Here is a 26,767-nt window from a genome sequence, read left to right on the forward strand (position 1 = left end):
ATCGCAAAATTGATCGTAGCGGAAAAGCCGTCCGTTGCCATGGCTTACGCTAAAGTCCTCGGTGCCACCAACCGTCAGGACGGTTACCTTGAGGGCAACGGCTATCTGGTGAGCTGGTGTGTGGGTCATCTGGTGGAACTTGCTCCGCCCAATGTCTACGATGCCAAGTACGTCAAGTGGAGTATCACAGATTTGCCCATCCTGCCGCAAAAGTGGCAGTATCTGGTGTCTGCCAGCACCAAAAAGCAGTACGGCATCCTGCAAAAGCTGATGCACCGCCCGGACGTAGACAGCATTGTGAACAGTTGCGATTCCGGCCGGGAGGGAGAACTGATCTTCCGCTTGGTGTACCAGCAAGCAGGCTGCAAAAAGCCCTTCTCCCGCCTGTGGTTGTCCAGTATGGAAGAATCTGCTATCCTGGAGGGCTTTGCCCATCTCAAACCGTCAACTGAATACGATGCGCTGTACAATGCAGCACTCTGCCGGGAACGTGCCGACTGGACAGTCGGCATCAATGCGTCCCGGCTTTTTTCGTGTCTGTACAACCAGCCCTTGGCAGTGGGGCGTGTTATGACCCCGGTGCTTGCCATGACGGTGGTGCGGGAAGCCGCCATTGCCGCCTTTGTGCCGGAGAAATTCTACACGGTTGCCCTGACCCTTGCGGACGGCGGCACTGCATCCAGCAAACGATTTACACAGAAAGCGGATGCTGAACTGCTGCTTTCCAAATGCCGAAAGGAGGGACGTGTCACAGTGCAGAAGATGGAACGCAAGGAAAAGTCCGAAAGTCCGCCGCAGCTCTACGACCTTACCGCATTGCAGCGGGATGCAAACCGTCTGCTGGGGTTTACGGCACAGCAGACCTTGGATTATGCCCAAAGCCTTTACGAAAAACGGCTCATCACCTACCCCCGCACAGACAGCCGCTTTTTGACGGAGGATATGGCGGCATCCCTGCCGGGGCTGGTGACGAATACGGGCAAGGCGTTTGCCGTGGAAGAGCCGTTTCCCATCCATGTGCAGCAGGTCATCAATGGCAGCAAAGTCACCGACCACCATGCACTGCTGCCCACGAAAAGTATGGGGAACGCAGACCTTGCCGCCCTCCCTGCCGGGGAGCGGAATATCCTGCGGCTGATTGCCGCACGGCTGCTCTGCGCCGTAGGCGAACCGCACCGCTATGCAGAAACCACGCTCACCACCATCTGCGCCGGGGAAGAGTTTTCCGCAAAAGGCAAGGTGGTGCTGTCCGACGGATGGAAAGTCATGGAACGAAAAATGCTGGGGGAACTTCTGGGCAAGCAAAAGGAAGCAGTTGTTCTGCCCGATGCGCAAGAGCAGAGCCAGTGCAGCGTTGCTGATGCCGGACTGAAGGAAGGTCAAACGTCCCCGCCGAAATCCTACACGGAAGATACGCTCCTGTCCGCTATGCAGGCAGCGGGTGCAGACAGTGTGCCGGAGGGTGTGGAACGTCAGGGCATCGGCACTCCGGCTACCAGAGCCGCCACTATCGAAAAACTGGTGCAGAAGGGCTTTCTGGAGCGGAAGGGCAACAAAAAGACCAAGGTGCTGCTGCCTACCGACAAGGGCAAAGCCCTTATTACGGTGATGCCCGAAGAAATCCAATCCCCGGAAATGACCGCCGATTGGGAAACAAAGCTACTGCGAATCGAGCATGGCGAAATGGAGCCGAGCGAATTTATGACCGAGATCAATACGATGATTACCGAACTGGTAAAGAACACGGAAATGAAAAAAGGAGTGAATGCACTTATGAAAAACAAAATCATTGGTGTCTGTCCGAATTGCGGTGCAAATGTTGTGGAGCGTGAAAAGGGATGGTTCTGTGAATCCAATCCTTGCCGTTTTGTGCTGTGGAAGGACAATGCGTTCTTTAAGCGTCTGGGTAAGCGGCTGGACGCTCATGTGGCAGACAAGCTGCTGCGGGATGGCCGTGTCCGCCTGAAGGACTGCAAGAGTGCCAAGGGCAAGACCTACAACGCCACCGTGCTGCTGGGCACCGAACCCGATGGCCGCAGCAAGTTTTCTCTTGAATTTGAAGGTGGTTGCTGATGGAGCAGAAAAAAGAAGCGGTTTACCTTATCAACGATGAACGCTATCTCCACCTCCGGGAAAACGGTGCAGGCGTCGGCTTTGCCACCTACAACAAGGTAACTGGTGAGCCGCTGGAAAGCGGGCAGATCTCGGAAAAGAACCTGCCGCCCGATGGCAGGAACGCCATTTCTGCCGCCCGGAACTGGTATCTGTTTGAACTTTCGGACGATGACCGTAAGGCTATCCAACAGGAAAGCGTAAAGATCCTCGAAAACATCCCGCAGGCGGGCATCGGCAGGCGGCGCATCTGGGAGCCGGAAACGCTGCCGAAGGATATTCGTCTCATCAACAGCCACTATGATGACCTCTATCGCATTCCAGATGGCGGCGTGATTCAGGTGGATTACCCGAATGGACACAGTTTTACGGCACGGGTGGAACATCTGGATGATTATCACTTTGACATGGGCGGTCTGGGCAATGTGTTCCACATCTGCCAGTTTGCCGAAGTTATGGAACGAAACCATGCAGACTTCTACCCGGAAATTCAGACACAGGACGAGCAGGCGGCGTGGGAACTGGGCGGCAAAGGCTACCTTGCCATCCAGTCCTGTGAGGATGGATGGGACTACACCCTCTACCACAGCGATTATTCCGTGATGGACGGTGGGCAGTTGGATGCACCGGAACTGACCATTCAGGAAGCCCGTGAGCAGATTCTGGAAGCGCACCACATGGAAAAGGGGCGGCGGCTGTTGCAGGACTACGATGCCGTCATGGATAAAGTTGCGGAAGCAGAAGAACTGAGCGCAGACCATCGCCCCTCCACATTGGAAAAGCTGGCAGAACTGGCAAGTGATACGGCTGCGCCGAAATCGTCTGTACGCTCTGCGCCGGAACTGTGAGGTGAGCTATGCAGCAAAAATGGAGCCAGAATTTTGACGGCGAACCCATGACGGACATCCCTCAGAAGTTTCTGAACGCAGGGTGCGATGTTTATATGGTGATGCAGCTGCGGCATGACGAAAAAATCCTCGATGAAAGATTTGCTTCCATGCGGGAACTGCATCGTCGGGGCAAAACGCCAGACCCGGAACATTACGAGGTCACTTACTATGCTGATCTGCCTGCCATGTGGCAGGATGCTCCGAACAATGAGGTTTTGGAAGAACTGTTTCAGATGTTCAACCTCTCCCGTCCGCAGGATTTTGAGGGACACAGCCTATCGGTCAGCGATGTGATCGCACTCAAACGCAATGGCGAGGTGTCTGTGCATTATGTGGACAGCATCGGCTTCAAGGATTTACAGGGGTTTCTGGACAAGCAGCCGGAACGCCCTTCGGTGCTGATGAATCTCAAAGAGAAGTGCGATGCCCCGGAGTGCAACCCCACCGTCTGCCGGAAAGCGAGGGATGAACATGAACTTTGACCACGAAGAATTGACCCTGATGATGCTCTATAACTCCGGAACCCGGCTGGGGCTGGTGCACGAACTGCGGCTGATGCAGTGCTACCTGATGCCCGATGAGACTGCCCTGCGGGAACTGTCGGAGGGTGTTATCGAGAAGCTGAAACTGCTGACCGATGCGGAGTTTGCTGAATTGGAATTTCCACTGGACTGATCTTTGCCGCCTGCGGGCGGCGTACATAAAGTATTTTGTTCTTCCAAAAGATATGCTATAATCAAATCAGACAAAATTCCTCTCTTCAAGCGATTCCTCCGCAATTTTCCTGTGGCTCTGCTCGTATCAAAAATAAGGGACCGATTTTTAATTGTCAGAACGGAGGAACCATTATGGCAATCTTTGAAAAGACCATCCGAAACAAAAACTTTGACGAGCTGCTTTGGAAGCTGGAAAAGGAAATCCCGGACAGCAGTTGGTCGGCAGATTTAGAGGCAGGCAGCGATTTCAAAGAGGGCAATACCCGGTGCAGTGTCCGGGTGTTTGAACGGTACAGCATGATGGGCGGCAACCGCCTGAGTCTGACGCTGACCATGTTCCAGAATGGAGATAACCCGATTCGGCTGTCTGCAATTACCGCAGGCGGCAGTCAAGCGGTCTTCTTCAAAATCAATACCATTGGAGAAGAATCTTTTCTGGATGACGTAAAGAACCTGCTGGAAGAAATTTTGGAGGAGTAAAATGTTTTTTGGATGGTTTGACGCTATATTCAGCTTCATTTTCCCAATCCTGTTCCTGCTTTTTATGGGAATGTTTTTCTTTGCCCTAATTTCAAATCTCCGCACATGGAATAAAAACAACCACTCGCCGCGGCTTACCGTTCCGGCAACGGTGGTGGCAAAGCGTACCGATGTTTCGCATTCCAGTAGTGCCAATGCCGGAGATGTGTCCGGTGCGCACGGATACGACACCAGCACGTTCACGTCATACTATGTGACTTTTCAGGTGGAAAGCGGCGACCGCATGGAACTTGAAGTAGATGGTTCGGACTACGGAATGCTTGTGGAGGGCGACATTGGAAAGCTGAGTTTTCAGGGCACCCGCTATCTTGGGTTTGAGCGGAACTAATCGTTCTCCTACATTATATAGTAAGGAGTGCTGTATGAACGATCTGTTTATCCAAGGGCTGACCATCGACTGGAACAGAGTGCGCCCATACAATTATGTTCGTCAGATTCCTGCCATCAGCGGAATCGACACTTTTACATTCCATAAGCCCATTACGTTCTTTGTTGGCGAAAATGGAAGCGGAAAATCTACGCTTCTGGAAGCAATCGCTGTTGCTTACGGCTTCAACGCAGAGGGTGGAACGAAGAACTATTCATTTTCCACATACAACTCCCATTCGGAACTATGTGAGGCTATGACGATTTCCAAGGGGTATCGCAGACCAAAGTTCGGGTATTTTCTCCGGGCAGAGAGCTTCTACAATGTAGCCACCAAGGAAATCGACTATTCCGATGACGATCATCCCTCCAAAGGCTATCACCAAAAATCACACGGTGAAAGTTTCCTCGCTATTGCGCAGGACTACATGGGTGCAGATGGAGTCTATATTTTTGACGAGCCGGAAGCCGCTTTATCCCCGCAGCGGCAGCTCACGTTACTGATCAACATTCATCGGTGTGCCCAAGAAGGGGCGCAATTCATTATCGTATCACATTCACCCATTCTCCTCGGAATGCCTGATGCTGAAATTTTTAGCTTCGACAATGGCACGATTCATCCTTGTCAGTATGAAGATACGGACAGCTACGTTATCACCAAAACATTTGTAAATAATCGGCAGCATTTTTTGAACCAGCTTCTGAACGAAGAAACGTAATGCCGGGAAAGGACATTCCATATGAGTGATTCTACGTTGAAAGAGCTTTGGCAGCAGGTCGCTGAAAAGAAAAGCTGCGAAGCAAAACAGAAAGAACTGACCGCCCAGAGAGATACGCTTGCTGATCGCCTGAAAAAGCTGGAAAAATCCAAGCTGGCAGAGCAGGCTGATGTGGACCGTCTGGAGGGACACAGCCTTGCCGCATTTTTCTATCAAGTAATCGGAAAAATGGATGAAAAACTGGACAAGGAACGGCAGGAAGCCTATGCAGCCCGTGTCAAGTACGATGTGGCTCTCCATGACCTTTCTTCCGTTGATGCTGATTTAGCACAAATTCAAAATAGGCTGGCACGGCTGTCCGATTGCGAAAGGCAGTATCAAGCTGCTCTTTCCGAAAAAATCAAAAGCCTCAAAGCATCTGCCCACCCTGCCGCACAGCAGGTTGCAGAAAGCGAAAGCCGCATTGCCGCGCTGAAAGTCCAAAAACGGGAACTGCTGGAGGCCATCCACGCCGGAAAGACTGCCTTGCACACGGTCAATGAAGTTCTGGAAACGCTGGATAATGCCGAGGGCTGGAGCACATGGGACGTGATGGGTGGTGGTCTGGGGGTGGATCTCGCCAAGTATGCGGAACTGGACGATGCGCAGGAACAAATCGAACAGCTTCAAGTGGAACTGCGGCGGTTCAAAACTGAACTTGCCGATGTTGAGATCACCGCAGACCTTCAGGTTACAGTAGACAGCTTTTTGAAATTTGCGGATTTCTTCTTTGATGGCCTCTTTGCAGACTGGGCAGTTCTGGATCACATCAATCAGGCACAGAGCAGAGTGGAGAATACCAAAGGTCAAATCAAGCGAGTCCTTGCACTTCTGAAAAAGATACGCGAAGATGTTGATGTCCAAATCGCTGACGAAAAAGAAAAGCAGGAGCAGCTTGCGGTGGAAATTGAGCTGTAGGGTTGGAGTGTTCGCGTATGTAATATGCTCAACTCAATGAATTGGAAATTTCGGAGATAAAGACTATGAAGAAAAAAGCACCAATAGTGTTCATTATCGTGAGCGTCTTTGCCGTAGCCGCAATCATTATAATTTCGGCGTATAGATCTTCGGAATCTTACAGAAAGGCGAAGGCTACAATCCAATGGGATTGCTCTGTGTCTTGTACAGAAAAATCAACATCTGCCCAATATGTAATCACTTATTCTAATGTAAAGGTTTCATCCAAAACGGGCACACTGACGATTCAGAATAGGAATGATTTTGAAATTGTAGTGCATTTGCTCTGCGAAGGCGAGCAGGAAATCGTATCCGGCAATATTCCTGCGGGAAGCTGCTACTCTTTTGCGAATGTTACGGACAAAGAATATACCGTAGGTATTCATGCGGATGTTGATGCGGCCACCAACATTAAAGTAATTGTATACGATGGAAAAGACACAGAGCCATATACAAATTGATAAGTCGGTGCTTGCGGGGGTGCATCTATTTGAAAAAGTATCAATGTCCATGCTGCGAATGTTTTACTTATAATGTTCCACCAAAGGAAGATTGTGGGTACATTTGCCCAGTTTGCTTTTGGGAGAATGACCCGTTTATTACTTCTGATAGCGACCCCAGTGACTTGAATCATGGAATAACTCTAAACGAGGCAAAAAACAACTATTTGGAATTTGGTGCCTGTGAAAGAAAAATGTTACGTTATGTTCGTCCGCCCGAAAGCGATGAAAAATAGACATTCATCATCAGAACTTCAAAGTCAACGATAACCCAATTATTACATACTCCTGCAGGCAACCCTAAAACGGTTGCCCGCTTTTTTATACCCTAAAATCTGAAGAAGGAGGCTAAAATGCCAAGCAAAACCGAAGAATATCTCGCCCTTGCCCAGCGCACGGCCAATGGTCTGACCCGGTACTGGGAAAGCTGGACAGCATACCTGACCACCGCATCCCGGCTGTACAAGTACCCTTTTGCGGACCAGCTGATGATCTACGCCCAGCGCCCAGATGCCACCGCCTGCGCCGACTATGATGTTTGGAACAACCGGATGAACCGCTATGTCAGGCGTGGCTCTAAGGGCATCGCTCTGCTGGACGAATCCAGCGGATTCCCTCGGCTGCACTACGTCTTTGACGTAAGCGATACCGGGGTGCGCCGCAATTCCCGTGACCCGGAGGTGTGGCAGCTCGGCCCCGATCTGGTGCAGCCTGTGTCGGAAATGATTGCCAGAGAGTACGGCGTTTACCATGAAAGGCTCAGCCAGCAGATTTCTGACCTGACGGGCAAGCTGGTGGATTCCTATTGGGACAACAACAGCGGCGACATTCTCGACATCGTTGACGGTTCGTTCCTGATAGATTATGATGAAGCCGGACAGGAGTTCCAGTTCAAATCTGCCGCCGCAATCAGCATCCTGTATACGGTTCTGGAACGCTGCGGCCTTGAGCCGGACGGTCATTTTGACCGTGACGATTTTCAGGCCATCTTCTCTTTTTCCACGCCTGCCGCCGTGTATGCGCTGGGCACCGCAGTCAGCGAATGCAGCCGGGATGTGCTGCGCAACATCGAACGAACCGTAAAAACGACAATCCGCCGCCGCAATGTAGAAAGGAGCCAGTATGAATACGAACAGCAGGAACGTGACCTACTCGACCGTCGGGGACTACCAGCTCCCGAACCTGACCCTGCCCCAGCAGGAGAAAGCACTGGGCAAATACGGCAGACTGCGCCGGACTTACCTGATGAAGCATCGCCCGGTGCTGTACAATTCGATGCTCCTGTCGGGGACTCTGCATCCGCACCTGTTGGAAGTGGAGCAGACGGCAGAGAGCCGGATGCAGCAGACCATGCAGGAAATGCTGAAGCAGAACCCGGCTCCGAACAAAGAGCGGCATCAGATGGAGTGGGTGCAGCACATGAACAGCCTGAAAGCACAGGCCGAGGAACTGGTGATGAACGAGCTGATTTACAGCTAAGTTTCTTCGATGTGGCTATTCCCACCGAAGCCGAACAAATTGAATCCATCGACCAAGCGGAGAGCGAAAAAACGCCCTCCGCTTTTGTTTTGTCGCAAGCGGAGATTGAAAAAGCACTGCGGAGAGGTTCTAACTTTGAAAACAGCAAGCTTCGGATTTGGGAGATTTATCAGACACAGCCTGACCGAAAACTCCGGGCAAAAGCGCTTGCCAAAGAATATGCACCGCACGGTCCCGGTGGATGTTCGCACACCTATCTGGACGGAAGCAGTGGTTGGCTTGACCATGACAGCAAGGGTCTGACGTTTGAGCATTATCCCGACCATCAGAAAGTGCTTCTCCGCTGGGATCGGGTCGAAAAATATATTGACCTGATGATTCAGTCTGACCGCTACCTGTCGGACAAAGAAAGAAGAGCCATCGACTTTCCCCTTGAACTGAACGCCACCAGTGCAGCTGAATACACTGCATTAAAGGCGCAGCACCCGGATACTCTGGTTGGATTTGAAGCTGGCGGCAATTTTATGTTCTATGGAGAAGATGCTGCCAAGGTCGCAAAAGTTCTCAACAGTGCTTTGTTTACGAGAGAAACAGCACTGGGCGAAGTTCAGGTCACAGGCTTTCCACCTAGCTTATGGGCAAGAAAGTCAAAAGAATTGTGGTCTGCGGGCAACGATGTTTACCTTGCTGGATTGAACGAAGATGGGACTCATCACCAGACTAAACATCTGCACAAAGAGGACTATCTGCCCATCGGCTCCATCATCAATATGGATGGCCGGAAATTTCGGATTGACGGAGTGGATTTTGATAAGGGCAAGGTTTCCTTGCAGGATATGGCACTGGCCGACCTGCGGATGCCAATTTTTCGGGAAGAACCGCTATCTGTTGTCAGGGAATTGTACGAACAGCAGGACGAGGCCCTTGACGCTGCTCCCGAAAAGGCCGTTGATTATAAGGTCGGGGACGATGTTGTGGTAGACCTTCTCACACGAACCATCGAAGGCAAAATCGGCTATGTGGGCGAAACCGACGTTCGCATCGACACCAGTGCGCAGGGGCAGTCATGGGATAACGAAGTCATCAGCAAGCAACAATTCGAGGATGGCTTGCGGCAGAATGAACAGGTTACTACGCAGCCAGATGATACTGTAAAAACGGTTGCCATATACCCTGCTGAAGAAAACCGTATGCCTTATGATATTGTGATCCAGACGATTGGCTCAAAATCACCTGCTCTGGATGCAGTTGAACCGGAACGATCCACACTTGAACTTGCCGGGAACTTCCACATCACGGATGATGATTTGGGTATCGGAGGTCCTAAGCAGAAGTACGCGCGGAACATTGAAGCCATCCGTACCCTGTTCAAGCTGGAACAGGAGCACCGTGGTGCCATCGCCGAGGAACAGCAGGTGCTTTCCCAGTATGTGGGCTGGGGCGGTTTGGCAGATGCCTTTGACCCTGGCAAGGACAGTTGGGCAAAGGAGTACGCCGAACTGAAAGGGCTGCTCTCCGAGGACGAATACGCCGCTGCCCGTGGCTCTGTCCTGAACGCCCACTACACTAGCCCCACCGTGATCCATGCCGTCTACGATGCTGTGGAGCGCATGGGCTTCCGCAGCGGCAACATTCTGGAGCCGAGCATGGGCGTGGGAAACTTTTTCGGGATGCTGCCGGACTATATGCAGGACAGCCGGCTGTACGGCGTGGAACTGGACAGCATCACCGGGCGTATTGCGAAAAAACTGTATCCGCAGGCAGACATTACTGTCGCCGGTTTCGAGACCACCGACCGCCGTGATTTTTATGACCTCGCTGTGGGCAACGTGCCCTTTGGTCAGTACAAGGTCAACGACAAGGCGTACAACAAGCTGGGTTTTAGCATCCACAATTATTTCTTTGCGAAAGCCATCGACCAAGTGCGTCCGGGCGGCGTGGTGGCGTTTGTTACCAGTCGTTACACTCTGGACAGTAAAGATTCTTCTGCCCGCAAGCACATGGCAGAACGAGCCGATTTGCTGGGGGCTATTCGTCTGCCCAACAACACTTTCCGTGCCAACGCTGGTACGGATGTTGTCAGCGACATCATCTTCTTGCAGAAGCGTGACCGCCCCATTGACCATGAGCCGGACTGGGTGCAGTTGGGCAAAACAGAAGATGGCTTTGCCATCAACCAGTATTTCGTAGACCACCCGGAAATGGTGCTGGGAAATTTAGAACTGGAAAGCACCCAATACGGTCACGACCTGACCGTTGCACCCATTGAGGGTGCAGTGCTGGCAGACCAGCTTGCAGAAGCGGTACAGCACATCGAGGGGCAATACGCTGAAGTTGAGGTGGAAACACCAGATATTGCGGATGCCGAAAATGAGAAGCACATTCTCCCGGCTGACCCAGATGTAAAAAACTTCTCCTACACCGTGGCGGACGGTGAAGTGTTCTACCGGGAAAATTCCGTGATGACACAGGTGGAACTGTCCGACACCGCCAAGGGGCGTGTCACTGGCATGGTGGAACTGCGGCAGATTGTCAATGACCTGATCGACCAGCAGTTGAATGACTACCCGGACGAGGACATCAAGGCAACGCAGGAGCATTTGAACGCCGCCTACGATGCTTTTACCGCAAAATACGGTCTGCTGAACGACCGCAAAAACGGACGGCTGTTTGAGCAGGATTCCTCCTATTATCTGCTCTGTTCGCTGGAAAATCTGGACGAGCAGGGACGGCTTAAATCCAAGGCAACGATGTTCACCAAGCGCACCATTCGCCCGGAGCGCACCGTCACCAGCGTGGACACCCCCAGCGAAGCGTTGGCAGTATCTATTGGTGAGCATGGCAAAGTGGATTTGCCCTATATGGCAGAACTGCTGGGCACTCCCGGTGAGTACGGGCGCATTACCAGCGAACTTTCGGGCGTGATCTTCAAAGACCCCAGCGCCGACCCTACCGACCCCGAAGCGGGCTGGCAGATGGCAGACGAGTACCTGTCCGGCGATGTCCGGGCAAAGCTGCGGATGGCGCAGTTCGCCGCCGAAACCAATCCGGAGTTTGCCGTCAACGTGGATGCACTGACCAAAGCGCAGCCCAGAGAACTGGAAGCATCTGAAATTGATGTGCGTCTGGGTGCAACGTGGCTCGACCCGGACATTATCCAGAAGTTTATGACCGAGACTTTCCAGATTCCCTACTATCTGCGCCATGCGGTCAAGGTGAGATATTCTCCGTATACCGCCGAGTGGCGTGTGGAGGGCAAGACGGCTACGGGACGGGGCGATATTATCTCCTCCGAGACCTACGGCACGTCCCGTGCCAACGCCTATAAGATTCTGGAAGAAACGCTCAACTTGAAGGACGTCCGCATCTACGACACCATCGAGGATGCCGAGGGCAAGCCGAAACGTGTGCTGAACAAGCGGGAGACCATGCTGGCGCAGCAGAAGCAACAGGTCATCAAGGATGCTTTCGCCAACTGGGTCTGGCAGGACCCTCAGCGGCGCATCGCGCTGGTGAAGCAGTACAACGAGCTGTTCAACAGCACCAGACCCCGTGAATACGATGGCTCCCACATCCATTTCGTCGGCATGAACCCGGAGATCACTCTCCGGGAACACCAGCGCAACGCCATTGCTCATGTGCTTTATGGCGGTAATACGCTGCTTGCGCACGAAGTTGGCGCAGGCAAAACCTACGAAATGGCGGCATCTGCCATGGAAGCAAAACGGCTGGGGCTGTGTCAGAAAAGCCTTTTTGTCGTGCCCAACCATCTGACGGAACAATGGGCAAGCGAGTTCCTGAACCTCTACCCCAATGCCAAGCTTTTGGTGGCACGGCGCAAGGACTTTGAAACCGCCAACCGCAAAAAATTCTGCGCCCGCATCGCCACCGGGGACTACGATGCCGTCATCATCGGGCATAGCCAGTTTGAGCGCATTCCGCTGTCCTTTGAGCGGCAGGAGCGCATCATTCAGGAGCAAATTTATGAAACGCTTGCCGCCATCAACGAACTGAAAGCCCATGCAGGCGAGAATTTCTCCATCAAGCAGATGGAAAAGACCCGGAAAACGCTGGAAACCAAGCTGGAAAAACTGCGCTCCGATGAGCGTAAAGACGATGTGATCACCTTTGAACAGCTGGGCGTTGACAGGCTTTTTGTGGACGAAAGCCATTTCTACAAGAACCTCTTTTTGACCACAAAAATGCGGAATGTCGCAGGATTATCCACTAGCGAAGCGCAAAAATCCAGCGATATGTTCGGCAAGTGCCGCTATCTGGATGAGATCACCGGCGGGCGGGGCGTGGTGTTCGCCACGGGCACGCCCGTGAGCAACTCCATGACCGAACTGTACACGGTCATGCGGTATTTGCAGTACAGCACCTTGCAGCAGAAAAAGCTGACCCACTTTGACTGCTGGGCATCTACCTTTGGTGAGACCACCACCGCCATCGAACTAGCCCCGGAGGGCACCGGCTACCGTGCCCGCACCCGGTTCGCCAAGTTTTTCAACCTCCCGGAATTGATGTCCATGTTCAAGGAGGTTGCGGACATTAAAACATCCGACCAGCTTCATCTTCCGGTGCCGGAGGCGAAGTTTGAGACCGTGGTGGCAAAGCCGTCCGACCTCCAAAAGGAGATGGTGCAGGAATTGAGCAAACGTGCGGCAGAAATCCACTCCGGTGCAGTAGATGCCTCCGTGGACAATATGCTCTGCGTCACCAACGATGGGCGTAAGATCGGCTTGGATGTTCGCCTGATGAACCCCATGCTGCCGGACGACCCCAACAGCAAGCTGAACGTATGCGTTCAGAACGTGCTGAAGATCTGGGAGGAAGGCAAAGACCAGAAGCTGACCCAACTTTTGTTCTGTGACCTCTCAACACCAAAGAACGATGGCAATTTCAACGTCTACGATGACATTCGCAAAAAGCTGGTTGCTGCCGGTGTGCCGGAAAACGAAATCGAGTTTATCCACAACGCAGATACCGAAGCAAAAAAGGCGGCATTGTTCTCCAAAGTGCGCTCCGGCGATGTGCGAGTTTTGCTCGGAAGTACGGCGAAAATGGGAGCAGGCACCAACGTGCAATCCCGGCTTGTGGCGGTGCATCACTTGGACGTTGGCTGGAAGCCAAGCGACATGACTCAGCGCAATGGTCGCATCATTCGACAGGGCAACATGAATAAGGAAGTCAAGGTGTTCAACTACGTCACGGAAGGGACATTTGACTCGTACTTGTTTCAGACCCTTGAGAATAAACAGCGATTCATCAGCCAAATCATGACCTCCAAATCTCCTGTTCGCTCCTGCGAGGATGTGGACGAACAGGCACTTTCTTATGCGGAGATCAAGGCACTGTGCGCCGGAAATCCGCTCATCAAGGAGAAGATGGATTTGGATGTGCAGGTGGCAAAGCTAAAAGTGCTGAAAGCCGACCACCAGAGCCAGAAGTTCCGTCTGCAAGACAAGCTGCTGACCAAGTTTCCGGCAGACATTCAGGAAACGAACGCCTATATTGCTGGGGTGAAAGCGGACGCACAGCTTGCCGCCGCCCATCCGCAGGGCAAGGAGGAGTTTTGCGGCATGGTCATCAAGGGCGTTGCCTACGATGAGAAAAAGACCGCCGGTGAGCGTCTGGTGCTTGCCTGCTCCGAACTGCCCAACGCCGAAGAAAAAGTGATCGGCAGCTACCGGGGCTTTGAGTTGTCTCTGCGGTTCGATACCTTCCGCAGTGAATATCAGGCGATTCTGAAGGGTCAGCGGAGGTACCCGGTAGCACTGGGCACCGACCCGCTGGGCAACATTATCCGTCTGGATAATTCGCTGAACAACTTCCCGGAGCGCATTAACTCTGCTGAGAATGAACTAGCCACCTTGCATCAGCAGCAGGCGGCGGCGCAAATTGAGGTGGAAAAGCCCTTCCCGCAGGAAGAAGAACTGGCTGAAAAATCAGCACGGCTTGCGGAACTGAATGCTCAGTTGGACGTGGACGAAAAGAGCCATGACCCGGAGCAGGAGGAACAGCCAGACGAGGATGCCCCTCGCCGCCCCTCGGTGCTGGCGGCGCTGGAGGAAAAGTCGGATAAGCCGGAGCCTGTAAAGCCCTTCCGCAGTTATTACGACAAGGACGGTGATGCCCGGTGAGGGAAAAGCGGGACGAGATCATCATCCTGAGAACAACAAAGGCCGAGAAGAACCGCATTTATGAAAAGATGTTGGGCATGGGCATCCGCAGCCTGAGTGCCTATATCCGTAAAATGGCACTGGACGGCTACTGCCTGAACCTTGACCTGCCGCAACTGCGGCGCATGGCGTATCTCTTACAGATGTGCAGCAACAACCTGAATCAGTACGCCAGAGCCGCCAATGAAAATGGTCGGGTCTATGCCGCCGACATGGAGGATCTGCGGCAACGGCTGGATGAGCTGATCGACATTGGTCGGCAGATCCTTTCCCGGCTGGCAGAACTCTAAGATTTTTCCCCGCAGTTGGAGGACTGCGGGGGTACATAAGGGGTGACATCCTTGCAAGGGGTGTGGAGATGCCTTTATAATAAAGTTGAAAGGCAGGTGCTTGATATGAGGTTCGTTTTTAAGATGATCGTTTTTCCGTTTTGGCTGATTACTGCTTTCCTTGCGCTGATGCTGAAATGGACGCTGAACCTGTCAGCGTTTGTGCTGGCTCTGCCCATGCTGTATATCTTCGGCTGCGGTCTTTATACGCTGTACTGCCGGGAGTGGCTGCAGTTTTTGATTTTACTGGTGGCAGAGTTTGGATGCTTCCTGCTCATCACCGCCGGAATAGTCATTGTGGAAGCCGTGGAATGGTTCAGTGGCTGGGTTGCAGAATTATAAAATTTTTATGCCGCCACTGTGCGGCATTTTCTTTTTGCCGGGAGGTGGTCAAACTGGCTGCAACAAGATTGATTGCACTACACAAAAACAAGGGGAAATCCGTTGCGGCCTGCCTGAAAAGCCGCACGGATTACGCCCAGAACCCGGACAAGACACAGCAGGGCGAACTGGTCAGCAGTTACGAATGCAGTCCCCTGACCGTGGATGAAGAATTTATGCTCTCCAAACGCCAATACGAACTTGCCACCGGTCGCAGGCAGAAAAGCGATGTGATCGCCTATCAGATTCGGCAATCATTCAAACCCGGAGAGATCACCGCCGAGGAAGCCAATAAGGTGGGCTACGAACTGGCAATGCGTTTCACCAAAGGCAAGTATGCGTTTATTGTGGCAACGCATACTGACCGGGAACACATTCACAATCACATTATCTACAACTCCACTGCATTGGATAGCACCCGGAAATTCCGGGATTTTTTGTTGTCCGGGCTGGCTGTGCAGCGGTTGAGCGATTTAATTTGTCTGGAACACCAGCTGTCTGTCATTGAAATCAAGCCGTACCGGGAGCGGCAGAAGCGCACCCTTTATCCTCCCAAAGAAAGCAATCGTGACAAGCTGTGTGCCGTAATCGACAACATCCTGCTGAACGAAAAGCCTGCAAATTTCGAGGTCTTTCTTCAAAAGCTGGAACAGCAAGGCTACGAAATCAAACGAGGAAAGCACACTTCGGTCAAAGGCGCACGGCAGAAACGCTTCATCCGTTTTCGCACTTTGGGCGCAGGATACAGCGAAAATGAAATTAAGGCGGTCATCGCCGGAGGAGCCGAACACCGCCCGCATCAGAAGCAGACACCGAAAGAGCAACCGTTCCACCTGTTGGTGGACATTCAGGCAAAGCTCTCCGAGGGCAAAAGCGAAGGCTATGCACGGTGGGCGAAACGCTACAATTTGAAAGAGATATCCAAGACCCTGATTTTTTTGCAGGAAAATAAAATCGGCAGCATCGAAGAAATGCAGGAGCGAGTAAATGCAGCGACTGCACGATACCATGAGCTAGGCGATTCCATCAAGGCCGCAGAGCAACGTATGGCAGAGATTGCTGTCCTGCGGGCGCACATCGTTAATTATGCCCGGACACGCCCGGTCTATGACGCCTACCGCAAAGCCGGGTACAGTAAGAGATTTCTGGAAGCCCACCGGGAGCAGATTACACTGCACAAGGCTGCAAAAGCCGCTTTTGACGAAACGAGTTTGAAAAAGTTGCCAAAGGTAAAAGAACTGGATGCCGAATACGCTGCACTGCTTTCGCAGAAGAAAGCAGCATATCCAGCCTACCGTAAGGCACGGGATGAAATGCAGGAATTGAAAAAAGCACAGAAGAATGTGGAGCTGTTCTTCGCCGAGGAAAAAGACCCCAAGGAAAAATCGCAGACCCGCTAAACAGAAAACACCGAGGATTCTTCCCATTTGGGGGAGAGTCCTCGGTGTTCTTTTCCGTTATAGGAGCATTTGGCACAAATGCGCAGCCTGCATCCAGCGGATGCAGTACACAAAGGGTTTGGGACTATCCCAACAAGCATTTTGCAACGCAAAAATGGCGTTTGTATATACGAACGCCCTGCTTGCTGGTACAATGTCATCGATGAAACAAAAATAGTTTCATCAAAGACGGTTATATGGTTGTGCCGATTTCCAAAACATAGTAATATTGAAGTACTAACTGGGGCTGAAAGTGGCAAAACTGCTTGCTTGGTTTCCATTCAGGAATTACTAACAGCGTAGACCGTCCGTTCGCTTCGTAAAAGATTCAATGTTTTGATTGGTTGGGTCGGCACAACCGTTACCCGTGTCAACAACGCGCCTGTTATTTTTGCGAAGAAGCGAAACTGCCCTGAAAGGAGAGTTGTACCGTGCCTCGATTGACAGAGAAGTTTTCAGCGACTTCTCTTGCATTGTGTGTTTTTTCCAATGCCTGAATCAGAAGTTTTCTTGCTTCATTGTGCAACATTTGAATCGCCTCTTTGACTCAATCTTACACCTTTTGTCAAGTTGTAACTTTATTTGATCGGACTGCTATAGATAGACTGACAACAATCTTGCAAATTTTACTAAGGGAGATTTCAATACTAATGAAAAGGTACAGATAATTTGATTTGCAAAGGTTACATAATACAACATATAACTAAAATTAACAGTCCCTGAGTCGATAACAATTGGAAATTTGAAAAATTCGATGCGCGAACATAGAGACCTTGTATGCAACTGCTGCTCAATGCAAATATCAATCACGGCTCCCGCAAAACCTTGTACAATATGCACAAGGTCGTCAAATGACAAGTGTATTAAATGCCAATGGACAGATTGTTGATAGCATGATATGATATAGAGGGTGAATGGTCAGCGAGAGAATATGTTGACTTTATTTACACACAAAAAGAGTCTGTTACGATGCAGGAGAGATCAGAAGGAGGGCTTGCTATGGAAAACAATAAAAAGAGTCTTGATGAAATTTACCGCGAAGTTGAAACCGATTTGAAAAAAGGTTCTTTTAAGGGCCCCAAATACGAAAAAATAGACATAATGGTTTATGGTGCTGGTGATCAAGAAGCGAATGAGGCGAACAAGGCGGACGAGAATTAGTTGTATAGGTGACTAGTAATATACAAGAAAGGAGGCATCTTGCTGTTGTAAGATGCCTCTGTTTTTATATAATGAAAGTCGTTCATACAGGAGGGAAAAATGTACGAACCAATTGTAGATAAATTTAAATATGTTCCAGAAAGTGCATTAATTGAATTGTGCTTTAAATGCAATCTAAATTGCAAACACTGCGGCTCGAGTTTGAATGCATATAAAAAGAGCAGGAAAGGTGAACCACTAAGTCTTACAGAATTTTATTCCGCAATTGATGATTTAAAAGGCTTGGGAGGAAAACGAATAGGTCTTGTCGGAGGTGAGCCTCTACTATATGAAAATTGGGAAGAGGTGGCAAAATATGCAAGCGACCGCAATTTTTATGTTTCAATGATATCGAATGGGATGATTATTGATGATGAAATGGCGCATAAAATTAAAAAATGTGGAATAGCTTTAGTGGCTTTAAGCTTGGATGGGCCAGAAACATACCATAACGAGTTAAGGGGAAGTCAAATGGCATTTAAAAATGTACTAAAAGCCATAGCATCATTGAAAAAAGAAGGCGTGCAAGTCAACATAATTACAACAATTATGAAAGGAAATCTTCCGCTTCTGCCAGAAATCGAAAAAACAATATCAACAAAAGGGGTGTCGTTCTGGCAGCTGCAACTTGGTATACCAATGGGCAAGCTAAGTGAGCATATGGAGTTTGTAATTGAGCCGAATCAACTTCTTGATGTCAAAAAGTTTATTCTTGAGGCCAAACAACGAAACCAAATACAACTTACAATTGCTGACTCTATCGGTTATTGCTCTCAGGATGAATTGATTATGAGAAACAACTCAAGTACAAATGGTGAAAGAGTATATTTAGGATGCATGGCCGGATGTAAAGCGGTTGCAATAGAATCAAATGGTGACGTAAAAGGATGCTTGTCGCTTCAAAACGAACGTTTTATTGAGGGGAATATACGAGAACGTTCTTTAAAGGATATCTGGACAGATAAAAAAAGCTTTAATTATAATAGGAACTTTAATTCGGAAAGTCTTGGCGGATATTGTTCAAAATGTGTATATGCCAACATATGCAGAGGAGGATGCACATCATTAGCATACAATACATCAGGCCACATTAATAATAACAATTATTGTATGCATATTATGGAGCAAAGATGGTGATTAAAGTATGAAGGCTTCATTGGTTTCACTCCCAATGGCGGATTACTGTATGCCGCCATTGGGCATTTCTTCAATTAAAGGGTATTTGAAGGAACATGGAATAATAAACGTTAAGTGTTATGATCTTAATTTGGAGTTTTTTTACTATGCAGTAAATACCAAACAATTGAGGCGCAGCATTCAATATGATGAAAATCGTTTGTTCTTTTCTGGCGAAGAATTGACTGATAGCTATAGACAATTGCTTCTCGAGTGCTTACTAAATGGAGAGTACTTATGTTCGCATATAGATGAAGCGATTTCTGCTTTAAAAAAGGAAGAAACCTATTACAAATATTCAAAATATGAAATTTATTCATCCATCATCGAACGTTCACTGAAGTTGTTTGGATCAAGATTTTATCCTACATCGATTTCTTCTGCTGTAATATTATTTCAGAAAGGTGAAGATTGTTCCGATGCTATAAAGTCATATATTAACTATCGCGAGCAGAACCCGCTGATTGAATTTTATCATAGTATATTGCCTTTAATTATTCAAGACGATACACAATATGTTGGAATATCTGTAAATTATTCTGGTCAAATTATCCCTGCAATTACTTTGGCAGCATTAATAAAGAAAGCCTTTTCTCGTGTGAAAATAATTTTTGGCGGTTCGCTGTTTCCAGCATATGCAAATAAAATAAGCGCATTAAATATCTTTGCTGAATATTCTGATGCATTGATAATTTATGCCGGTGAGTATCCATGGAATAATATAATAGAATACGACACCCTAGATTATATTCCTGGGTGTATGCGTAGTAATGGGCATTCATTCATCCATAACAATCTTCCCCTTCCACAAATCAAAAGGGCTCTGCCGGACTTTTCTGATTATTCATTGCAAAGATATCTCGTTCCTCATAATATATTACCATACGCCATGTCAATTGGCTGTTATTGGGGAAAGTGCAGCTTTTGTGGATATCAATCTTACAAAGATATATGTGTAAAAAGATACGCACAAAATGATATCGATTTAGGTAATTATGTTTTTGATGATTTGTACAGGCTTTATAAAATTTATGGTGTAGAAAATTTTTATTTTGTCGATGAAGCCATGACAGCTTGGATTGGAAAAATTATCGCAAAGAGAATATATGAAAGCGGATTGTCGTTTCATTGGTACTCCGAATTCCGTTTTGATTCTTTTCTCAATTATTCATATTTGAGTGAAATTAAAAAGGGCGGTTGCTCTTTGATGTTTTTTGGCCTCGAATCGGGCAGTGACAAAATCCTAGGCAAAATGCAAAAAGGGACAAACAAAGAACGCATATCACAGATTTTTGATTATTGCAGAGAGCTTAAAATCAAAACTATGCCAATGTTCTTTTTTGGGTTTCCTGGCGAAACTTATGCGGATGCAATTGAAACCATAGAATTATTGCAAAAATATAGTGACTCAATCCAACATATTGCAATGGGTACTTTTGTGTTGCTTAAAAACATTCCTGTATATCAAGATGCAAATTTGTTTGGAGTAAAGATAATTCATCGAAACGGAGAATTGTGCCTATATGATAATTATAGTGTTTCCAATGGAATAACTCCATTACAGGCCCATGATATAACTGACTATGTATACAGAGATAAAAATCTGAAAAGATACTTTGACTATGAGTTGTTATCCAGGAATCATCTTTTGTTTCTGCCATTGCGGAGAAACGATAATGAACCATGTGACATTGTAGAAGATGCACTTTATTCAATGAATCCATCTTGTAATATTTTTCATGGTAAATTCATTCTGGGTACCGGCGAAATATCTGACAGAGTGTTTAACTATCTCGTTGATGCATCGAAAAACTCGTTTTATACGCTTTCGGATGAAATGTCTGAATTTTTTGAGAAAAATCATTATTTCAAAAAATCGGATTTTGACATTCAGGATTTTAGTGTAGAGATTTTTCGCTATTTTATTAATGAAGGTGTAATAGTCATACATGAAGACAATTAACCATCACAGACGCGGCTTTTTGGGATGCACATTCAAAGCTGAAAAACAAAATGTAAAAGTAAAGGAGGTTTATTTGAATGCCTCTTTCTTCAAGCAAGAAGATACAATTTATTCTATCCAAAACGAACCGATAGAATCGATGTATCAATTGGAAGCAATAATAAAAAAGTACCATGCGGGGGATTCGCTGGATATTACTGTGGTTAGAAACGAAAAGTACATCTCACATAATTGCATCTTATACGAATATCCTCGTGAATCTTCAAGTCTTTTTGACATTGAATATGATTCATTTATATACAAAAATTTGTTTATAGAACTTCTGATTACAAAACCTAACGATAATGATTTTGTCCTTTTTTTATTGCAAGGCATTGATTGCTCAACAATTGATACTCCATTATTGAGTAAAAACACGTATCGAGATTTAATGTATAGCTTGAGCAATTTTGGGATTCCTACGGTAAGGGTCGAACTATTTGGGAACGGTGATAGTGACGGATATAAATGTGGTAAATATGGTTTCAACGACATAATTGACTTATACGACGCTGCCATGCATCATGTTGTTGCCTCTGGGAAAAAACTGATTCTTTTTGGATACAGCATTGGTGCTCTAATGGTTCCGTCTTTAGTTAATCGAAATAGAGAGAGCGTATTGGCTGCAATTATTTTTGATACAATGATTTTTGGCCCGAAGGATTACTTTGTCAAAAATAAAATTCGGCAAGATATATTAAGGGGAATACCAAAAGACAAAATAATGTATAATGCGCGGACATTTGATTCCTTTATTGAAATTGTTCTTGATGGAAAGCACTCCATTAATGATATCGTGAAGCAAAATCCTCAGTATAGTACATATGTTGAACATGGACTATTTGCAGGGCATGATACAAATTATTACCATGAGCTGTCTGAAATTGATTTCTTAAGTGGATGCAAAAGCATCTCTTTGCCATTACTTTTGCTTATAGGAAGTCGAGATTGCGCAATCGACTTTAAACAACATCTGTTTTTTTTCGATTCAATTAGTTCTACTGAAAGTGATATAATTCATAAGGAAGTCTTTAGCATTGATCATTCCTTTCGTAATGAAACTGGTTCAATTGATTCCGAATGTATTAAATGCATTTGTGATTTTATATTTGAGATTGTGATGAAGCACATCCCATTTGATGGCGGAAGGGCATAATAGTTATGAATATCAATTCGTCTTATAGGAAAGTTTGGTTTGCAAGATTGATTTCCATTTTGGGGACAGGATTAACGTCATTTGGGGTAAGTGTCTGGGTTTACACGGTCACAGGAAAAGCGACCCCAATGGTTTTGATTCTCCTTTTCTCTATATTACCAGCGATATTTTTAGCACCTTTCAGTGGTTATTTATGTGACAAATACAATCGTAAGGCTATCATTATTTGCGCCGACTCCATTGCCGCTTTGATAAGTGTGTTTATCTATATTTGCGTCAGTTATTATGAATTCAATTATTTTGTTCTTTGTGTTTTTACCTTTCTTGATTCTTGTGCAAATTTCTTTGATAATAATGCATATCAAGCATCAATTACAACTTTGGTTTCTCCTGATGAAGTAAAAACTGCTAACGGCATGAGTCAGATTATTGATTCATTGGATAGTATTGCTTCCCCGATTGTTGCCGGAATGCTCTATCCATTAATTGGACTAAATGGGATTATAATAATTGATTTAATAAGCTATCTTGTTTCTTTAGTAATTCTTGTTACGATAGATTCAAGCAAGTTTTCAATGGACAACGAAAATCAGAAGAAACGAAATACAAAAAGAGAAATTTTGCTTGGATTCAAATTTATTTTTTCTCAAGGAAGTTTACGTGTACTTTTGATTTACTTTACTATTTTAAACTTTACGTTTAATCTCGCAACCTCATTAATAGAGCCTTTCGGCTTGACACTTGGGAATACATTTGACCTAGGCATTATTAAGGCTTGTGGTGGATTCGGGATTTTATGCGGAAGTTTGGTTGTTACATTTTCAAAGAAAATACATTTTACTTATAAAACGATCGTTATTGGTGGCTTGGTTGCTGGCATAGCTTTGCAACTTATGGGGTTCACACATATTACTTGCATTGTTGCAATCGGAAGATTTTCCTTTTCATTTGTTACGCCAATTTTGAATACGGTTGCCGGCACATTGTGGATGCAGGAAACACCACGGATTCTTCAGGGGCGTGTGTTTGCATCGCGTTCCATGATTGCAAGGTGTTTTGTTCCTTTGTCATACGTTGTCGTAGGCCCGCTTGTTGACATTGTTTTACCGAAGCTGTTGCAATCAAATCTTGGACTTATTATTAATGTAGTCGGCACTCAAGCACTTGAATACCGTCTCGTTTTTTGTGGAGCGGGGGTTTTGTGCGTTTTAATAACTTGCTGTGTTGCAGCAAATACAAATTTCAGAAAACTTTAACTTTTCCGCATCAAATTGTTTTATCAATGTTGTAAGAATTGTTATTAATATGCTTCAATTTTTTGTATGTTCTTTTCGCTATGCTATAGTCTTAGGGGATTCAAAATCTTTTGTCTGTTTGCGATGTTTGCACTTGTAAACATCAAATATAAAAGAAAGCCGGCCGAGAACGAAATCAACGTATACTCGGCCTGTTTGTGGTTCATAACTCTATTTCATTGCGTTTGGGTATTTGCCTCGGCGGATCTTCAGCCATTGCTTGACGATTGCGTTTTTCTTCCTGAACAGACTGCGGCGGTTCGGCTCTTTCATTGAGAACTTTTTCAACATCACGCCTGCCATGAAGCATTGTAGCAGGAGTAAACTGTTCTCCATACGCCTTTTGCAGTTGCTGAACAGCGTTCTATTCTTTCTCGTTGCGAATAGCCAGCCTTGCTTCATATAACTCTCCTGCGTCCAAATCTTTTGCCTGTTCCTGTAAGTCGGCAAAAGCGTTTTTTGCATCATCCAGCGCATAAGAATACTTTGCCTCGCTGACTTCGAGCTTTTCAAGCATCGTCTCTGCGGCAGTACACCTTTTCTTGACTTCGGCGGTATCCCTACTTTATTCACAGTCAAGATACATGAGGATTATTGCCCGCTCCGAGCGCAAATCTTCGAGCTGTTCCGTCAAATCCTCGATGCGGCTGGTCAGCTCACGATGCTTCAAAACATTAAGAATTGGCGTTGCCTTTTTCTCGGCCTGTAACTCTTTCCGCGTTTTGATAGCAGCCTTGATTTGCTTTGTCAAAACATCGTATTTTTCAAGCTCAGGCTTGGCAGCTTCAAGATACGATGTCTCCAAAATGATAACATCGGCAGTCGTGGTGCTATCGTTACGGTTGTGGTAAATGGACAGAATGTCCGTTTGCTGCTAAGCAGAATCGTTTTGAAATTTCGTTACGGCTCTACCATGTGTCTTTTTTGATCGCATGATTTATCCGTAACGCTCTGGCGGTAGGATTTCTGACGGCAGGCATTACTACAATAGACAGCATCTTTGCGTTTAGGCGTAAATGTTTTGCCACAACACCTGCAAACAAGGCCGGTGCGCTGTGCAAGCCGCTTCTGTCGCTGGCGTTTCCAGTTGCCAAGTTTTCCGCACGTGTAGTAGTCACAATATTTTTTCGATTTGACAATTGTATAAAACGTTTTTCCGCAGCCCTTACAGATGATTTTTCGCACAGGGTACATATACTCATGTGCATTATGTTTTGCCTGTTGCTCGTCGTACCGTGCTTTTATGGCTGCGAATTCTGTGGAAATGGAGGATGCAGTGGGAAGTACAACATAGATTGACTTCACTTGCAATGTGGAATGACGCGACAAGAATTATTTACATGGATACACCAGCAGTACGGCACAGAGCCGGAATATCCCAGGCATGACTGGAATGCTGTGTTGCGGCACAACGACAATAATAAATGGTATGGTGTAGTTCTGGAAGTATCAGCTGATAAGTTGGGACTGCCGGAGGCAGGCATCGTTGATGTCCTTAATGTGAAAAGCGATCTGCTACTGATTGGCTCTCTTCGCGGGCAGAAAGGCTATTTTCTGGCCTATCACATGAACAAGGAAAAATGGCTCAGTATTCAGCTTGGCAAGCCGGAACTGGATGATGCTATCAAAGATCTGCTTTCTTTGAGCTATGAGCTGACAGCACCGAAAAAGCGCAACTTAAAGTCATCAGGAAAAAATCCGGGAGATTCCGCAAATGGCAAAGAAAAAGAAATTGACGAAGGCTGAGCGAAAGGAAGCACGCCTCCGAAAAGGCAAGCAGTGGCTGCTCACCTATACCGGTTCACCGAAAAAGATGAACAAGCATTACCGGGAACGCTTTCATGTGGATGCTGTGACTGCCGCTAAAGATTTGCAGGAGCTGGGGGTCAATTATACACAGGAACAGCTCGACCAGATAAAACAGGCTGAAGAGCAGCGGCTTCGGCAGCGGAGAATGGAGCGGGAAGCGAAAGAGAGGGAACGTCTGGCAGAACTGTATGAGGACTGCGATGATCGTTTTGCCTTTATCGCTGGATACACAGATGGCGGCGCACCGTTCGGTGTGATGTGGGAAGAAGTCGGCATTGATCCGGGACTGCCGTTCGAGGAAAAAGTGAATCTCTATCATATGCAGATGTTAGGCTGATAATTGTGCAGACGTCATCTGCACAATTTGCAACAAAAAAGAGAGGAGCCAGTCCAGGCTCCTCGAAGGTACATTATTTCAAAAAGTTGCTTTTATGTTCCAGCGCGTGCAGATTATATCCAAGTGTGGCCAGGTGCGCCACCTTCAGCGCAACCAGATTGATGTCGGTGGACATCGCACTGGCGATCTGCTCAGCTGTGTATCCATACTCATAGATGTAGCGAAGGACTTCATCGCTGTCCATCAGGATTTCTGCTGCTACGATGTTGGCTTCATATTCTGGTTTGGATTTCATATCGTAGAGCATGAACTCATGAATCGGGGTGGTTTTCGCCATATTCCGGTGAAGCTGGTCATGCCCTAATTCATGTGCGCACACAATGCGCAGCATATTTTCATCCAGACTGTTATTCAGGAAAATAAAGCGATTTCGCTTAATCACCCGGTACATTCCCTTCAGGGAACCAAAATTTTCGCAAAGCATGACATTGATACCAAGCTGCCTTGCAATTTCAAAAGGGTCTCTGGAACCGCAACGTTTTACCAGTTTCTCACCGACCCGTGAAAGCTGTTCCGCATTCATCATACCACCTCCAGTTTACAGTATAGCGAAAAGTGTGTACGATAAATATCACTGATCGGATTTTTTACGCCTCGTTTTCGGGGCGTATTTTTTATTGTTCTCTTTGGCAATCCAGTAGGCATCGGTCAGAGCTTTATAAGCTCCTTCGATGGCATCTTCGCTTAATTCGCCGCCAGCGAACATACCGGTCACTTCACTGACCAGCTCTTCAATATCTTTCGCTGCTTTTGCGCCGCCTTTTTCGTGAGCTTCTACGACATAGGTGCCGCTGCTGCCCAGCAGGTACTCAGTAGTAGTATTCAGCGCATCCGCAATCTTCTGCATCGTAACCATATTGGATGGCTTGCGGCTGCCAAGTTCATAATTCTGAATTGTGCGGGCGGTTACACCGGCCTTCTCTGCAAGTTCTACCTGAGTTAAATTGGCTTCTGTTCTTTTTTCTTTCAACCTTTCTTTGAAGACCATAGGAATACCTCTTTCTTTTTTGATGACAAACACGAACGCTTTTTCTTAAAAATCTATTGACATGAAAAACCGTGCTTGCTATAATGACGATGAAA

General features: G+C 47.3%; 28 protein-coding genes. 22 read left to right on the forward strand and 6 right to left on the reverse strand.

Features of this window, described 5'->3' with window-relative positions; genetic code table 11:
- From P0G09_RS10775 to P0G09_RS10820, 10 genes are all read left to right on the forward strand, one after another.
- Complete coding sequence (locus P0G09_RS10775; protein WP_217210774.1) at positions 1 to 2,073, forward strand: type IA DNA topoisomerase; 2,073 nt, start codon at positions 1 to 3, stop codon at positions 2,071 to 2,073.
- Positions 2,073 to 2,960 (forward strand): LPD16 domain-containing protein, encoded by an 888-nt coding sequence (locus tag P0G09_RS10780; RefSeq protein WP_217210629.1) that lies wholly within the window; start codon positions 2,073 to 2,075, stop codon positions 2,958 to 2,960. The genes P0G09_RS10775 and P0G09_RS10780 overlap by 1 nt, the downstream gene beginning before the upstream one ends.
- An 8-nt stretch (positions 2,961 to 2,968) precedes the next feature.
- Positions 2,969 to 3,484: a YodL domain-containing protein gene (locus P0G09_RS10785; RefSeq protein WP_215665591.1), complete on the forward strand. Its 516-nt coding sequence runs from the start codon at positions 2,969 to 2,971 to the stop codon at positions 3,482 to 3,484.
- Positions 3,474 to 3,677: a transposon-transfer assisting family protein gene (locus P0G09_RS10790; RefSeq protein ID WP_015565179.1), complete on the forward strand. Its 204-nt coding sequence runs from the start codon at positions 3,474 to 3,476 to the stop codon at positions 3,675 to 3,677. The genes P0G09_RS10785 and P0G09_RS10790 overlap by 11 nt, the downstream gene beginning before the upstream one ends.
- A gap of 173 nt (positions 3,678 to 3,850) precedes the next feature.
- Positions 3,851 to 4,198 carry a DUF6054 family protein gene (locus P0G09_RS10795; protein WP_015565178.1) on the forward strand — a complete coding sequence of 116 codons (348 nt, stop codon included), beginning with the start codon at positions 3,851 to 3,853 and terminating at the stop codon, positions 4,196 to 4,198.
- Position 4,199: 1 nt separating this feature from the next.
- Positions 4,200 to 4,586: a DUF2500 domain-containing protein gene (locus P0G09_RS10800; RefSeq protein WP_015565177.1), complete on the forward strand. Its 387-nt coding sequence runs from the start codon at positions 4,200 to 4,202 to the stop codon at positions 4,584 to 4,586.
- A gap of 34 nt (positions 4,587 to 4,620) precedes the next feature.
- Positions 4,621 to 5,343, forward strand: a complete 723-nt coding sequence (locus P0G09_RS10805; protein ID WP_097782402.1) for an AAA family ATPase — start codon at positions 4,621 to 4,623, stop codon at positions 5,341 to 5,343.
- 21 nt (positions 5,344 to 5,364) lie between these two features.
- Positions 5,365 to 6,300, forward strand: a complete 936-nt coding sequence (locus P0G09_RS10810; protein ID WP_217210627.1) for a hypothetical protein — start codon at positions 5,365 to 5,367, stop codon at positions 6,298 to 6,300.
- A 65-nt stretch (positions 6,301 to 6,365) separates the two neighbouring features.
- The gene (locus P0G09_RS10815; RefSeq protein WP_217210624.1) at positions 6,366 to 6,800 is read left to right on the forward strand and encodes a hypothetical protein; all 435 of its coding nucleotides are present in this window, start codon (positions 6,366 to 6,368) and stop codon (positions 6,798 to 6,800) included.
- Positions 6,801 to 6,829: 29 nt separating this feature from the next.
- The gene (locus P0G09_RS10820; protein ID WP_097779474.1) at positions 6,830 to 7,075 is read left to right on the forward strand and encodes a CPCC family cysteine-rich protein; all 246 of its coding nucleotides are present in this window, start codon (positions 6,830 to 6,832) and stop codon (positions 7,073 to 7,075) included.
- 42 nt (positions 7,076 to 7,117) lie between these two features.
- Here the strand turns inward: P0G09_RS10820 and P0G09_RS10825 are convergent, their stop codons facing one another.
- A complete protein-coding gene (locus P0G09_RS10825; protein WP_217210623.1) occupies positions 7,118 to 7,801 on the reverse strand; it encodes a hypothetical protein in 684 nt (227 codons plus the stop codon).
- Between the two features lie 160 nt (positions 7,802 to 7,961).
- Here P0G09_RS10825 and P0G09_RS10830 point away from each other — a divergent pair, with 160 nt between their 5' ends.
- The 5 genes from P0G09_RS10830 (at position 7,962) to P0G09_RS10850 (ending at position 16,610) form a co-directional block, all read left to right on the forward strand.
- Positions 7,962 to 8,318, forward strand: coding sequence for a TnpV protein (locus P0G09_RS10830; protein WP_256276028.1), 357 nt, complete (start codon positions 7,962 to 7,964; stop codon positions 8,316 to 8,318).
- A gap of 374 nt (positions 8,319 to 8,692) precedes the next feature.
- Positions 8,693 to 14,461: a DEAD/DEAH box helicase family protein gene (locus P0G09_RS10835; RefSeq protein ID WP_256276027.1), complete on the forward strand. Its 5,769-nt coding sequence runs from the start codon at positions 8,693 to 8,695 to the stop codon at positions 14,459 to 14,461.
- Positions 14,458 to 14,790 (forward strand): plasmid mobilization relaxosome protein MobC, encoded by a 333-nt coding sequence (gene mobC, locus P0G09_RS10840; protein WP_217210787.1) that lies wholly within the window; start codon positions 14,458 to 14,460, stop codon positions 14,788 to 14,790. The genes P0G09_RS10835 and mobC overlap by 4 nt, the downstream gene beginning before the upstream one ends.
- Before the next feature lie 105 nt (positions 14,791 to 14,895).
- Positions 14,896 to 15,171, forward strand: a complete 276-nt coding sequence (locus tag P0G09_RS10845) for a hypothetical protein (protein WP_217210789.1) — start codon at positions 14,896 to 14,898, stop codon at positions 15,169 to 15,171.
- Between the two features lie 53 nt (positions 15,172 to 15,224).
- A complete protein-coding gene (locus tag P0G09_RS10850) occupies positions 15,225 to 16,610 on the forward strand; it encodes a relaxase/mobilization nuclease domain-containing protein (RefSeq protein WP_217210960.1) in 1,386 nt (461 codons plus the stop codon).
- 424 nt (positions 16,611 to 17,034) lie between these two features.
- Here the strand turns inward: P0G09_RS10850 and P0G09_RS10855 are convergent, their stop codons facing one another.
- Positions 17,035 to 17,178 (reverse strand): hypothetical protein, encoded by a 144-nt coding sequence (locus P0G09_RS10855; RefSeq protein ID WP_227621868.1) that lies wholly within the window; start codon positions 17,176 to 17,178, stop codon positions 17,035 to 17,037.
- Positions 17,179 to 17,648: 470 nt separating this feature from the next.
- On the opposite strand from P0G09_RS10855, the gene P0G09_RS10860 reads away from it, so the two are divergent.
- The 5 genes from P0G09_RS10860 to P0G09_RS10880 all read left to right on the forward strand — a co-directional run bounded on the left by P0G09_RS10860 (position 17,649) and on the right by P0G09_RS10880 (position 23,439).
- Entirely contained in the window at positions 17,649 to 17,810 is a 162-nt protein-coding gene (locus tag P0G09_RS10860; protein ID WP_154277713.1) for a hypothetical protein, read from the forward strand.
- Positions 17,811 to 17,909: 99 nt separating this feature from the next.
- Positions 17,910 to 18,986, forward strand: coding sequence for a radical SAM protein (locus P0G09_RS10865; RefSeq protein WP_154277714.1), 1,077 nt, complete (start codon positions 17,910 to 17,912; stop codon positions 18,984 to 18,986).
- A gap of 7 nt (positions 18,987 to 18,993) precedes the next feature.
- Positions 18,994 to 20,988, forward strand: coding sequence for a radical SAM protein (locus P0G09_RS10870; RefSeq protein WP_154277715.1), 1,995 nt, complete (start codon positions 18,994 to 18,996; stop codon positions 20,986 to 20,988).
- Positions 20,975 to 22,183: an alpha/beta hydrolase gene (locus P0G09_RS10875; RefSeq protein ID WP_178498953.1), complete on the forward strand. Its 1,209-nt coding sequence runs from the start codon at positions 20,975 to 20,977 to the stop codon at positions 22,181 to 22,183. The genes P0G09_RS10870 and P0G09_RS10875 overlap by 14 nt, the downstream gene beginning before the upstream one ends.
- Before the next feature lie 5 nt (positions 22,184 to 22,188).
- Positions 22,189 to 23,439, forward strand: coding sequence for an MFS transporter (locus P0G09_RS10880; protein WP_097791177.1), 1,251 nt, complete (start codon positions 22,189 to 22,191; stop codon positions 23,437 to 23,439).
- A gap of 403 nt (positions 23,440 to 23,842) precedes the next feature.
- Here P0G09_RS10880 and P0G09_RS10885 read toward each other — a convergent pair whose 3' ends face one another.
- Both P0G09_RS10885 and P0G09_RS10890 read right to left on the reverse strand, forming a co-directional pair.
- A complete protein-coding gene (locus P0G09_RS10885) occupies positions 23,843 to 23,995 on the reverse strand; it encodes a hypothetical protein (RefSeq protein ID WP_217210791.1) in 153 nt (50 codons plus the stop codon).
- 48 nt (positions 23,996 to 24,043) lie between these two features.
- On the reverse strand, positions 24,044 to 24,283 hold the full coding sequence (locus tag P0G09_RS10890) for a hypothetical protein (RefSeq protein ID WP_217210793.1): 240 nt from the start codon (positions 24,281 to 24,283) through the stop codon (positions 24,044 to 24,046).
- A 512-nt stretch (positions 24,284 to 24,795) separates the two neighbouring features.
- On the opposite strand from P0G09_RS10890, the gene P0G09_RS10895 reads away from it, so the two are divergent.
- Both P0G09_RS10895 and P0G09_RS10900 read left to right on the forward strand, forming a co-directional pair.
- Positions 24,796 to 25,224, forward strand: coding sequence for an MmcQ/YjbR family DNA-binding protein (locus P0G09_RS10895; RefSeq protein ID WP_097791181.1), 429 nt, complete (start codon positions 24,796 to 24,798; stop codon positions 25,222 to 25,224).
- Positions 25,193 to 25,624 (forward strand): hypothetical protein, encoded by a 432-nt coding sequence (locus P0G09_RS10900; RefSeq protein ID WP_015565732.1) that lies wholly within the window; start codon positions 25,193 to 25,195, stop codon positions 25,622 to 25,624. The genes P0G09_RS10895 and P0G09_RS10900 overlap by 32 nt, the downstream gene beginning before the upstream one ends.
- Before the next feature lie 73 nt (positions 25,625 to 25,697).
- On the opposite strand, the gene P0G09_RS10905 is transcribed toward P0G09_RS10900, so the two are convergent.
- Together P0G09_RS10905 and P0G09_RS10910 are read right to left on the reverse strand one after the other, a co-directional pair.
- Positions 25,698 to 26,207: an ImmA/IrrE family metallo-endopeptidase gene (locus P0G09_RS10905; RefSeq protein WP_002576373.1), complete on the reverse strand. Its 510-nt coding sequence runs from the start codon at positions 26,205 to 26,207 to the stop codon at positions 25,698 to 25,700.
- 48 nt (positions 26,208 to 26,255) lie between these two features.
- Complete coding sequence (locus P0G09_RS10910; RefSeq protein WP_015565734.1) at positions 26,256 to 26,672, reverse strand: helix-turn-helix transcriptional regulator; 417 nt, start codon at positions 26,670 to 26,672, stop codon at positions 26,256 to 26,258.
- Between the last annotated feature and the right edge of the window lie 95 nt (positions 26,673 to 26,767).

The sequence above is a fragment of the Faecalibacterium sp. DFI.5.82 genome (genome assembly GCF_029076575.1).
Taxonomy (GTDB): domain Bacteria; phylum Bacillota; class Clostridia; order Oscillospirales; family Ruminococcaceae; genus Faecalibacterium; species Faecalibacterium duncaniae.